This is a genomic window from Flexivirga sp. YIM B11880 (genome assembly GCF_058148645.1).
In genome coordinates, this window is sequence record NZ_JBMAMH010000011.1 from 98,800 (window position 1) to 109,559 (window position 10,760).

Annotated in this window: 11 protein-coding genes; 9 read left to right on the plus strand and 2 right to left on the minus strand. The window is 68.3% G+C overall.

Translation table 11 applies throughout. The features are described from left to right. Nucleotides 1–130: 130 nt before the first annotated feature. From ACN8HC_RS15440 to ACN8HC_RS15475, 8 genes are all read left to right on the plus strand, one after another. Entirely contained in the window at nucleotides 131–589 is a 459-nt protein-coding gene (locus ACN8HC_RS15440) for a guanyl-specific ribonuclease (RefSeq protein WP_490075728.1), read from the plus strand. Continuing rightward, complete coding sequence (locus ACN8HC_RS15445) at nucleotides 586–1,074, plus strand: barstar family protein (RefSeq protein ID WP_490075729.1); 489 nt, start codon at nucleotides 586–588, stop codon at nucleotides 1,072–1,074. Before ACN8HC_RS15440 ends, ACN8HC_RS15445 begins: the two co-directional genes overlap by 4 nt. Continuing rightward, nucleotides 1,071–2,279: an amidohydrolase gene (locus ACN8HC_RS15450; protein ID WP_490075730.1), complete on the plus strand. Its 1,209-nt coding sequence runs from the start codon at nucleotides 1,071–1,073 to the stop codon at nucleotides 2,277–2,279. Before ACN8HC_RS15445 ends, ACN8HC_RS15450 begins: the two co-directional genes overlap by 4 nt. Nucleotides 2,280–2,475: 196 nt before the next feature. Continuing rightward, entirely contained in the window at nucleotides 2,476–3,594 is a 1,119-nt protein-coding gene (locus tag ACN8HC_RS15455) for a BMP family lipoprotein (RefSeq protein WP_490075731.1), read from the plus strand. Nucleotides 3,595–3,721: 127 nt separating this feature from the next. After that, complete coding sequence (locus tag ACN8HC_RS15460; RefSeq protein WP_490075732.1) at nucleotides 3,722–5,242, plus strand: ABC transporter ATP-binding protein; 1,521 nt, start codon at nucleotides 3,722–3,724, stop codon at nucleotides 5,240–5,242. A 68-nt stretch (nucleotides 5,243–5,310) separates the two neighbouring features. Beyond that, on the plus strand, nucleotides 5,311–6,624 hold the full coding sequence (locus ACN8HC_RS15465; protein ID WP_490075733.1) for an ABC transporter permease: 1,314 nt from the start codon (nucleotides 5,311–5,313) through the stop codon (nucleotides 6,622–6,624). Continuing rightward, a complete protein-coding gene (locus ACN8HC_RS15470; RefSeq protein ID WP_490075734.1) occupies nucleotides 6,621–7,973 on the plus strand; it encodes an ABC transporter permease in 1,353 nt (450 codons plus the stop codon). Before ACN8HC_RS15465 ends, ACN8HC_RS15470 begins: the two co-directional genes overlap by 4 nt. 4 nt (nucleotides 7,974–7,977) lie before the next feature. After that, nucleotides 7,978–8,388, plus strand: a complete 411-nt coding sequence (locus tag ACN8HC_RS15475; protein WP_490075735.1) for a cytidine deaminase — start codon at nucleotides 7,978–7,980, stop codon at nucleotides 8,386–8,388. A gap of 17 nt (nucleotides 8,389–8,405) precedes the next feature. Here ACN8HC_RS15475 and ACN8HC_RS15480 read toward each other — a convergent pair whose 3' ends face one another. Beyond that, nucleotides 8,406–8,843 (minus strand): hypothetical protein, encoded by a 438-nt coding sequence (locus ACN8HC_RS15480; RefSeq protein ID WP_490075736.1) that lies wholly within the window; start codon nucleotides 8,841–8,843, stop codon nucleotides 8,406–8,408. Between the two features lie 22 nt (nucleotides 8,844–8,865). Continuing rightward, a complete protein-coding gene (locus ACN8HC_RS15485) occupies nucleotides 8,866–9,210 on the minus strand; it encodes a hypothetical protein (protein ID WP_490075737.1) in 345 nt (114 codons plus the stop codon). A 122-nt stretch (nucleotides 9,211–9,332) separates the two neighbouring features. On the opposite strand from ACN8HC_RS15485, the gene ACN8HC_RS15490 reads away from it, so the two are divergent. Next, on the plus strand, nucleotides 9,333–10,616 hold the full coding sequence (locus ACN8HC_RS15490) for a thymidine phosphorylase (RefSeq protein ID WP_490075738.1): 1,284 nt from the start codon (nucleotides 9,333–9,335) through the stop codon (nucleotides 10,614–10,616). The last annotated feature ends 144 nt before the right edge of the window (nucleotides 10,617–10,760 follow it).

Sequence of the window (10,760 nt, forward strand, 5' to 3'; positions counted from 1 at the left end):
CCACAGCCCTCGATTGACCGGCATACCGACGGATTGACCGGCACCCGGATTCGGGCTGTTTCGCTACGCCGCTCAATGCGGAGGTATGCCGCTCAATCAGGTTCGTCGCGCGCGCGGATAGCCTGGCGGGGTGCTCGATCGGATGCGGCGGTTTCGGGATCTGTTCATCCCGGGCGTCTTCGGGTTGCTCGTGGTCATCACGGTCGTCTGTGTGCTGGCCGGGTGCGGAAGCAGCACCGGCACGCCGGCCGTCGCCGCCTCCACCGCGAGCGGCAGCACCAGTGCGCCGCCGATCAGGCAGTCCGACCACGGCATACCGACGATCTCGGTGCAGCAACTGCCGCCCGAGGCACGCACCACGATCGGGCTGATCCGGACCGGCGGACCTTTCCCCTACCGACAGGACGGGGTGGTCTTCCAGAACCGCGAGCACCTGCTGCCGCGTGAGCCGACCGGCTTCTACCACGAATACACCGTCGAGACGCCCGGGTCGCCGGACCGGGGCGCACGCCGCATCATCCGGGCGCGGGACGGCACCATGTACTACACAGCGGACCACTACGACAGCTTCCAGAGGATCGTCTCATGAGCGCCGACCGAGGCGAGCACACGAGCGAGGTACGAGCGAGGCGCGCCGCCGATGGCAGTGACGCGACCGAAAGTGTGACCTCAGTCGCCAACCTGATCGCGCAGGGCGGGTCCGGCCTGCACCCGAGCGAGGACTTCCCGGGGGCGCGCGCCGCAGCGCGCGAGCACGGGTGGCGGATCGTCGAGCTGGACAGCTCCCACGGCACCGACAAGCCCTACTTCCTGGAGGTATGCCGCCGCGCATTCGACCTGCCGGACTGGTTCGGCCGGAACTGGGACGCTCTCGCCGACAGCCTGACCGACGTGGACCACACGCCGGGGACCCTCGTCCTCTGGCGCGGTGCAGGCACGCTGGAGGCAACCGTCCGCGAGACGGCGGCCGAGATCTTCGCCGGGCGAGCGGCGCAGGCCGGCCGCGGTTTCGGCGCTTTCCTGGTGCTGGTCGGCGACGCACGGAGCGGTGGTCGTAGCATGAACGACTTGTGAGTGACCTAGCCGCATCGCGCACCGCAGCCGACCCCGTCGCGCCCGCGGTCGCAGAGATCGATCGTCTGCTGCCCCAACTGGTCACCTGGCGTCGCGACCTGCACGCCCACCCGGAGATCGCCTGGCAGGAACACCGCACCACGCGCTTCCTGCGCGACACCCTCTCCGCGGCCGGCGCGCGAGTCACCGCCCTCCCACGCACCGGCCTCATCGCCGACATCGGCGCCGGCCGGCCGACCCAGCGGATCGCCCTGCGCGCCGACCTGGACGCACTGCCGGTGCCGGAACACAGCGGTCTGCCGTTCAGCTCCACCGTCACCGGCGTCTGTCACGCCTGCGGGCATGACGTGCACACCACCGTCGTGCTGGGGGCGGCGCTGGCGCTCAAGGCCGTCGAGCCCGCACTGGTCGAGCGCGGACTGGCCGTGCGCTGCATCTTCCAACCGGCCGAGGAGGTCGTGCCCGGCGGAGCGCACGAGGTGCTCGACGCCGGCGCAGTCGACGGCGTCGACCGTGCCTACGCCGTCCATTGCGACCCGAGCATCGACGTCGGCACCGTCGGCCTGACCGCCGGACCGATCACCGCAGCCTGCGACGCCGTCGAGGTGACACTCACCGGACCCGGCGGCCACACGTCTCGTCCGCACCTGAGCGCCGACCTCACCTTCGCGCTCGGCAAGGTCCTCACCGATGTGCCCGCCGTGCTCAGCCGACGGCTCGACCCGCGCGCCGGCGCCGCTCTCGTCTGGGGGCAGGTCGAGGCGGGCAATGCCGCCAACGTGATCCCCGCAACCGGGCGGGTGGTCGGGACCCTGCGCATGCTCGACGCCGACGAATGGCGGCGCGTCGACGGCCTGGTCGAGCAGGCGGTGCGCGACGTCGTGGCGCCGTACCGAGTGGCCGCCAAGGTCAACCACGTTCGCGGTGTGCCACCGGTGGTCAACGATCGCGATTGTGTCGCCACCCTCGCCCTGGCCGTCCGCGCCACCGCGGGTGACCACGCGATCGTGCCGACGCGGCAGTCGCTGGGCGGCGAGGACTTCTCCTGGTTGCTGCAGACGACGCCAGGAGCCCTCGCCCGGCTCGGCACTCGCACGCCCGGCGGCGCGACCTACGAGTTGCACCAGGGTGACCTGGTCGTCGACGAGGCGGCGATCGGAATCGGGGCGCGCCTGCTGGCCGTAGCAGCACTCCGTGGGGAATGATCGCTACCGGGAGGTAACGGTTCGGTCCCATCGCCGCGATCGGCGGGCGGAGCCACCAACGCGGCGCTAGGCTGCCGACTTGCCCCACAGCCGGGTGCACCCGCCCCTGGCAAGTCATGCCAAGAGCACCCGCAGCCGCGGAGCCCGTCATACCCCGACTCAGTTCCAAGAAGTTGCACAACAAAAAGGAGACACCGTGCGTTCGGTGATGAAGATTGCGGCCGTTTCGGCCATTGCCGCGATGGCCCTGGCCGGTTGTGGCAGCAAGCCAGCCAAGACCAACAGTTCGAGCAACGCCGGCAACGGCAGCACCGGATCGCAGACCGCGAGCAACACCGCGGCCGGCAAGAAGTTCAGCGCGTGCATGGTGCTCGACACCGGTGGTGTCGACGACAAGTCGTTCAACGAGAACTCCTGGGCGGGCATGCAGGCGGCCAACAAGGCCAACCCGAACATCTCGATCAAGTACGTCCCGTCCAACTCGGGCAGCGACTACACCCCCAACCTCACCAAGTACGCGCAGGGCAACTGCAACACGGTGATCGCGGTCGGCGGCCTGATGGGTGACGCGCTGAAGAAGGTCGCGCAGCAGTACCCGAAGGTGCACTTCGCCGAGATCGACAACGGCAACCAGAACGCGTCCAACATCTACGGCATCGAGTTCAACACCGCGCAGGGCGCGTTCCTGGCCGGCTACCTCGCTGCTGGTATGACGAAGACCGGCACTGTCGGCACCTGGGGCGGTCTCGCCATTCCGCCGGTGACCATCTACATGGACGGCTTCTGGGAGGGCGTGCAGTACTACAACAAGGCCAAGGGCAAGAACGTCAAGGTCCTCGGCTGGAACGAGAAGAACCAGAAGGGCGGCACCTTCTCCGGCTCGTTCACCGACCAGAACAAGGGCAAGTCGATCACCCAGGCGATGGTCAGCCAGGGTGCCGACATCGTCTTCCCGGTCGCCGGCGCGTCGGGCCTCGGTGCGGGCGCCGCGGCGCAGGCCTCGGGCGGCAAGCTCAACCTGATCTGGGTCGACACCGACGGCTGCGAGAGCGCCGCCAACTACTGCAAGTACTTCATCTCCAGCGCCACCAAGAACCTCGCCGGTGGTGTGCAGGCCTACCTGAAGCAGGCAGCGGACGGCACCTTCCCGACCGGCAACTACATCGGCACGCTGAAGAACAACGGTGTTGGCATCGCGCCTTACCACGACTTCGACTCCAAGGTCCCCGCGGCCCTGAAGACCGAGATCACGCAGGTCAAGGCGGACATCGTCTCCGGCAAGATCAAGATCACGTCGCCGAGCCAGCCGAAGTAACCGCACGAACGACGGACGGGGTGGGCGGCGCACAACGGCCGCCCACCCCGAATCTGTCGTTGGGGGACCTCAGCAACGCCTAGAGTTACTGACGGCGTATGACGCAACAAGACAAGGGAGTCTCTGCGTGAAGCTCGAACTGCGTGGAATCACCAAGCAATTCGGCTCGTTCACAGCGAACGATCACATCGACCTGGTGGTCGAGCCGGGGCAGATCCATGCTCTGCTCGGTGAGAACGGCGCGGGCAAGTCGACGCTGATGAATGTGCTCTACGGCCTCTACGAGCCGACGGCCGGCGAGATCCTCATCGACGGACAGCCGCAGAAGTTCAACGGCCCCGGGGACGCCATGCGCGCCGGCATCGGCATGGTCCACCAGCACTTCATGCTCGTCCCCGTGCTGAGCGTTGCCGAGAACGTCATGCTCGGCGACGAATACACCCGGTCCGCCGGGATGCTGGACCAGAAGAAGGCCCGCGACGTCGTGCGCAATCTCTCGCGCGACTACCACCTGGAGGTCAACCCCGACGTCCTGGTGGAGGAGTTGCCGGTCGGCATCCAGCAACGCGTCGAGATCCTCAAGGCGCTCGCCCGTGAAGCGAAGGTGCTGATCCTCGACGAGCCGACGGCCGTGCTGACCCCGCAGGAGACCGACCACCTGATGGACGTCATGCGGTCCCTGAAGAAGAACGGCACGTCGATCGTCTTCATCAGCCACAAGCTTCGCGAGGTCCGCGCGATCGCCGACACCATCACCGTCATACGGCGTGGCAAGGTCGTCGGCCAGGCCGAGCCCAGCGCCAGCCCGGCCGAACTCGCCGCCATGATGGTCGGCCGCCCGGTGCAGTTGCAGGTCGACAAGGAGCCCGCCGAGCCGGGCGACGTCGTGCTGGACATCGACGGGCTGAGCGTGACCGCGCCCACCGGCCAGGTGCTCGTCGACGACGTGTCGCTCGAGGTGCACGCGGGCGAGATCTACGCGATCGCCGGCGTGCAGGGCAACGGCCAGTCGGAGCTGACCGAGGCGATCGTCGGACTCCTCGAGCCGACGGCCGGACGGATCCGGCTGGAGGGCGCGGACATCACCGACGCCACCACCGACGCGATCCTGGCGCGCGGGGTCGGCTATGTGCCCGAGGACCGGATGCACGACGGGCTGGTCGGCAGCTTCAGCATCGCCGAGAACCTCGTGCTCGACACGTATGACGAGGCGCCGTTCGGCAACCCCCTGTGGCTGAACCTGTCCGCCATCGCACACAACGCCGACGAGCGCGTGAGCGAGTTCGACGTCCGCACGCAGAGCGCGGAGGCGTCCGCGTCCACCCTGTCCGGCGGCAACCAGCAGAAGGTCGTGCTCGCGCGCGAGATGAGCCGGCCGCTGCGTCTGCTCGTCGTCTCGCAGCCGACCCGCGGCGTGGACGTCGGCTCGCAGGAGTTCGTCCACAAGCGGATCGTCGCCGAGCGCGACCGCGGCACCGCCGTGCTGCTGGTGAGCACGGAGCTCGACGAGGTCATCGGCCTCGCCGACCGGGTCGGTGTCATGTATGCCGGCAAGATCATCGGCGAATTGCCTCCGACCGCAACAGCAGAGGAGTTCGGCCTGCTGATGGCCGGTCAGACCTCGGACACGAAGGAAGCGGCATCATGAGCTCCGACCGAGGCGAGGACACGAGCGAAGCGGGGCCCGGAGCCGAGGACAGAGGAGCGACAGAGCACATGACGCCTGATGAGGGCAAGCCCGACCTGAGCAAGCGCGAGGAGCGCGCGGAGGTCGCGCACGAGTCGGGCGCCGAGGGCGACACGCTGCTGGCGCAGCAGGAGACCGGCAACGACCGGACCCGCGAGACCTTCGGCGAGATCCTGCGCAGTGACCACCCCGCGGTCGTCACGCTGCTCGCGGTGATCTGCGCGATGATCGTCGGCGCGATCCTGATCGTCGCGTCGGACGCGGCCACCCGCAACGCGGCGAGCTACTTCACCGCCGCACCGGGCGACACGTTCAGCGCCGGGTGGAGCGCCATCAAGAACGCCTACGTCGCGCTCTTCGAGGGTGCGATCTACAACCCGCAGGGACAGCAGGCGCTGGCGCCGATCTCGGAGACGCTCGTCTACGCGACCCCGTTGATCCTCGCCGGCCTGTCGGTCACCCTGGCGTTCCGCGCCGGCCTGTTCAACATCGGCGCGCAGGGCCAGATCCTGATGTCGGCGGCGCTGGCCGGCTACATCGGTTTCGCCTGGCACCTGCCGGCCGGCATCCACATCATCGTGGCGATCGTCGGCGGCATCATCGGCGGTGCCATCTGGGCGGCACTCGCGGGTGTGCTGAAGGCGAAGACCGGCGCGCACGAGGTCATCACCACGATCATGCTCAACTACGTCGCCGTGTTCTTCATCAACTGGTTGCTCACGGAGACGTGGTTCCAGGCGCCGCCATACAACCAGGCGGTGTCGCGCACCGTCGACGGCAACGCACAGTTCTGGCATCTGTTCGGCTGGTTCGAGGCCAACCTGCGGGTCAACTTCTCCTTCGTCCTGGCCATCGCGGCGACGGTCTTCGTGTGGTGGCTGCTGAAGTACGGCACGTTCGGCTTCCGCATCCGCGCGGTCGGCGCCAATCAGGACGCCGCGCGCACCGCCGGGATGAGCGTCGCCACCACGTACATCGGGGTGATGGTCATCGTCGGGGCGCTCTGTGGTCTGGCCGGTGCGGCGCAGGTCCTCGGCGACGCCAACAATTACCAGATCACCGCCAGTGTGGACGGCGGTGTGGGCTTCACCGCCATCACCGTCGCGCTGCTGGGTCGCGGCACCGCGTGGGGCACGTTCGCCGCGGGTCTGCTGTTCGGTGCACTGACGGCGGGCAGCGGCCAGTTGCAGGCGTCGACGCCGACGCCGCCGGACCTGGTGCAGGTGCTGCAGGCGCTCGTCGTCATCTTCATCGCGGCGCCCGGCCTGATCCGGTTGATCTTCCGCCTGCGGCGCAGCAAGTCCGCCGGCTCGGCGGTTCTCGCGAAGGGATGGAACGGATGAGCCCCGAGCTGAACGACGACTCGGTCGGCGTGGTCGACTCGTCGGTCGCGAAGGTCGAGGTCGCTCCTGGGGAGGTCGTCGAGCAGCACGTCGTCGAGCTGCGCCAGACGACCGCGAAGCGGATCGGCACCGGGGCCGCGATCGTGCTGCTGGGCCTGATCGCCGCAGTCGTGCTCGGTATGTCGGCCGGCTCGCAGTCGACCAGCTTCGACGTCAACGGCAACAACCCGGGTGTCACGGTGCCGCAGTTCTCGGTGCCGGGTGTCGGTGTCATCGTCGCGTGCGGCGTGCTCATCGTGCTGCTCGGTGCCGCCCAGCTGGTGCGCGGCTTCAACCGGCGCACGCTGCGCTGGGTCGGGATTGCCGCCGGCGTGCTCTTCCTGGTCGCCTTCCTCACCTGGGCGGGCACGGAGGGCAAACAGTCGGTCCAGGTGGGCTCGCTGCTCTACCAGACGCTCTTCCTGGCCACCCCGCTGATCCTCGGCTCGATGGCCGGCGTGATGTGTGAGAAGACCGGTGTCATCAACGTGGCGATCGAGGGGCAGATGCTCTTCGGCGCGTTCGCGGGCGCGCTGTTCGGCACGATCGCCAGCAGCTGGATCGGGCTGGCCGCGGCGGTGCTGATCGGCGCGGTGGTCGGCGCGCTGCTGGCGGTCTTCGCGATCAAGTTCACCGTCAACCAGGTGATCCTGGGCGTGGTCATCAACGCGTTCGCGCTCGGTCTCACCGGCTATCTGTATGACGCGATCATGGCCAACAACGGCACCGGCACCAACCAGCCGGCGATCTTCTCGGCGATCAAGATTCCGTTGCTCGGCGACATCCCGGTGATCGGCTCGCTGCTGTTCGACCAGACGATCATCACCTACCTGATGTACGCCATCGTGATCATCATCGACGTCATGCTGCTGCGCTCCCGCTGGGGTTTGCGGACCCGCGCCGTCGGCGAGCACCCGAAGGCGGCGGACACGGTCGGCATCAACGTGCTGCGGCTGCGCTACAAGAACGTCATCATCGGTGGCGGCATCGCCGGGCTGGCCGGTGCGGCGCTGACGATCGGGTCCGTGGGGCAGTTCAACAAGAACATGACCTCCGGGCAGGGCTTCATCGCGCTGGCGGCGCTGATCTTCGGTCGGTGGACGCCGCGCGGCGCCCTCGGCGCGTCGCTCTTCTTCGGCTTCTTCAGCGCTCTGCAGACCGCCCTGTCGCTGCTGTCGACCCCGGTGAAGATCGACTCCAATCTGTTGCAGATGCTGCCCTACCTCGCGACCATCTTCGCGGTCGCCGGACTGGTCGGCCGCGTGCGGGCACCCGCCGCCGACGGCGAGCCCTACGTGAAGGGCGACTGACCGGATGGATCAGGTGGACTGGGAGATGCTGACCGCGGAAGCGGTGGAGGCGATGCGCCACGCCTACGTGCCCTACAGCAAGTTCCCGGTCGGTGTCGCCGGGCTCGTCGACGACGGACGGATCGTGTCGGGCTGCAACGTGGAGAACGCCGCGTACGGCGTCACGCTGTGCGCCGAGTGCGGCATGGTCAGCGACCTGGTCCGCAGCGGCGGCGGCCGGCTGGTCGCGGTCTCGTGCGTCAACACCCTGGGCGAGTCACTGATGCCGTGCGGCCGGTGCCGGCAGTTGCTCTGGGAGCACGGCGGGCCGTCCTGTCTGCTGCTGACCCCCCGGGGCGTGCGCACCATGGAGGACGTGCTGCCACAGGCCTTCGGCCTGGGCGACCTGGAACACGTGGCGGCACCGGAAGCCTGACCGCGGACAGCGGCGGCTCAGCCGGCGCTGGTCGGCAGGTGGCCGCCCGCCAGGCAGCTGGTCGTCACCTTCGTGAGCTTGCCGGTGTCCAACGGGTTGAGCTCCTGGATCCGGCCGTTCTTCAGCGCACGCAGCGTCGCCTCGGAGAACTGCGAATAGCCTTTGTCGGCAACGCACTTCGACACGTCACCGACGAGCGATCGCGGCACGCCCTTGCTCACGAAGTAGCTCGTCATACCGGCCGCCACCTGCGCCTTGGTCGGCTTCCCGGTCTCGCTGCCGGACGAGCTGCTGGTGCCGGTCGACGGCGCAGCCGTCGACGTCGCCACGCTGGTGGAGCTCGGAGCGGAACTCGTCGCCCGGGCGGACGAACCGGAGCTGCACGCAGCCAGGCTCAGGGGCAGGGCGAGCAGTGCGGCCGCCGCCGCGGCGCGTGTGGCGTGAAGCGAGCGCATGATGTCCTCTCCGAAGCGGGGGTCAGCCCGCTGCGCTGACCAGCGACTTGCTGCAGCTCTGCGTCGCGTCCTGCAGCTTCGACTCGTCGCCCGAGCTGATCTTCTTCGACGTGTCACCGCTCTTGATGGCGTTCAACGTCTTGTTGCTGACCTTGTCGTAGACCTTGTCGATGGTGCAGCTCGACATCTTCTTCAGCATCGCGTCCGGCACGCTGGCTGCCTGGCTCTGCTGCTTCATGGCCTTGGTGAAACCGGCTTCGACGTCCGGCTTGGCCGGCTTGCTGCCACCGCTGCTGCTGCATGCTCCGAGCGCCATCGGCAGGCTGAGCAGCAGAGCGGCTCCGGCGGTGCGGGTCATCGTCTTCATGGGTGTTCCTCCCTGGGGGGTGGGCTGTGCGTGGTGTGGTCACCGGAGCATTGACGCGCGATTGACGAGGACGGTTCCGGGTCGGCGCGTGCAGAGACCGGCCGACTGGCAGGATCTGCAGGATGACCGAGAAATTCGACGCCGTCGACGTCATTGCGACCAAGCGGGACCGGCAGGTCCTCGGCAAGGAGCAGATCGACTGGGTGATCGATGCCTACACGCGAGGCGTCGTGGCCGAGGAGCAGATGTCGGCGCTCGCGATGGCGATCTTCCTCAACGGGATGACCCGCGAGGAGATCAGTCACTGGACCGCGGCGATGATCGCCTCGGGGGAACGGATGGACTTCGGCTCGCTGTCCCGCCCGACGGCGGACAAGCACTCGACCGGGGGAGTGGGCGACAAGATCACCCTCCCGCTCGCTCCGCTCGTGGCGGTGTATGACGTTGCCGTGCCGCAATTGTCCGGCCGTGGCCTCGGGCACACCGGCGGCACGCTCGACAAGCTCGAGTCGATCCCCGGCTGGCAGGCGTCCCTCTCGAACGACGCGATGCTGCGGCAACTCGATGAGATCGGCGCCGTCATCTGCGCGGCCGGCACCGGCCTGGCGCCGGCGGACAAGAAGCTCTACGCGCTGCGCGACGTCACCGGCACGGTGGAGTCGATCCCGCTCATCGCGAGCTCGATCATGAGCAAGAAGATCGCCGAAGGCACCGGCTCGCTGGTGCTCGACGTCAAGGTGGGCAGCGGGGCGTTCATGAAGAGCACGGAGCAGGCGCGTGAGCTCGCGCGGACGATGGTCGACCTCGGCACGGACGCCGGCGTCACGACGGTCGCGCTGCTCACCGACATGTCGACGCCGCTCGGACTGACCGCCGGCAACGCCCTCGAGGTCCAGGAGTCGGTCGACGTGCTGGCCGGCGGCGGACCTGCGGACGTGGTCGAGCTGACCGTCGCGCTCGCGCGCGAGCTGCTTTCCGCAGCAGGCAGATCCGACATCGACCCGGCGGATGCCTTGCGGGACGGTCGTGCGATGGACGTATGGCGCCGGATGATCTCGGCGCAAGGTGGTGACCCCGACGCACCGCTGCCCGTGGCGGCCGAGCACGAGGTGATCACCGCGGACCGCAGCGGCGTCCTGCGGCGGCTGGACGCGCTCGCGGTCGGCGTGGCGGCGTGGCGGCTCGGGGCGGGACGCGCTCGCAAGGAGGACCCGGTGCAGGCAGGCGCCGGTGTCGTCATACACGCCAAGCCGGGCGACCGGGTGACGGAGGGGCAGCCGCTGCTGACGCTGCACACGGACACTCCGGAGCGGTTCGAGCGGGCCAGGCAGGCGTTGAAGGGATCCTGGGAGATCGGTGAATCAGCGGGCGGGACAGTGCCTTTGGTGATCGATCGGGTGTCTTGACACGAGTGCACCAGGCACTCACTAGTGGTCCGTCTCGTCATTGATTAACTACTTCGTTGAGCTTGTGGCGGGCTCGGGTGACCTTGGCCAGGATCGATTCGGCGGTTGCGGTCCATACGAACGGTGTCGGGTCGTCGTTGTTGG

Bases quoted from the DNA above. Each gene is read 5' to 3' on its own strand.
- ACN8HC_RS15470 (WP_490075734.1), top strand. From the start codon at position 6,621: ATGAGCCCCGAGCTGAACGACGACTCGGTCGGCGTGGTCGACTCGTCG.
- ACN8HC_RS15480 (WP_490075736.1), bottom strand. From the start codon at position 8,843: ATGCGCTCGCTTCACGCCACACGCGCCGCGGCGGCGGCCGCACTGCTC.
- ACN8HC_RS15465 (WP_490075733.1), top strand. From the start codon at position 5,311: ATGACGCCTGATGAGGGCAAGCCCGACCTGAGCAAGCGCGAGGAGCGC.
- ACN8HC_RS15490 (WP_490075738.1), top strand. From the start codon at position 9,333: ATGACCGAGAAATTCGACGCCGTCGACGTCATTGCGACCAAGCGGGAC.
- ACN8HC_RS15475 (WP_490075735.1), top strand. From the start codon at position 7,978: ATGGATCAGGTGGACTGGGAGATGCTGACCGCGGAAGCGGTGGAGGCG.
- ACN8HC_RS15445 (WP_490075729.1), top strand. From the start codon at position 586: ATGAGCGCCGACCGAGGCGAGCACACGAGCGAGGTACGAGCGAGGCGC.
- ACN8HC_RS15485 (WP_490075737.1), bottom strand. From the start codon at position 9,210: ATGAAGACGATGACCCGCACCGCCGGAGCCGCTCTGCTGCTCAGCCTG.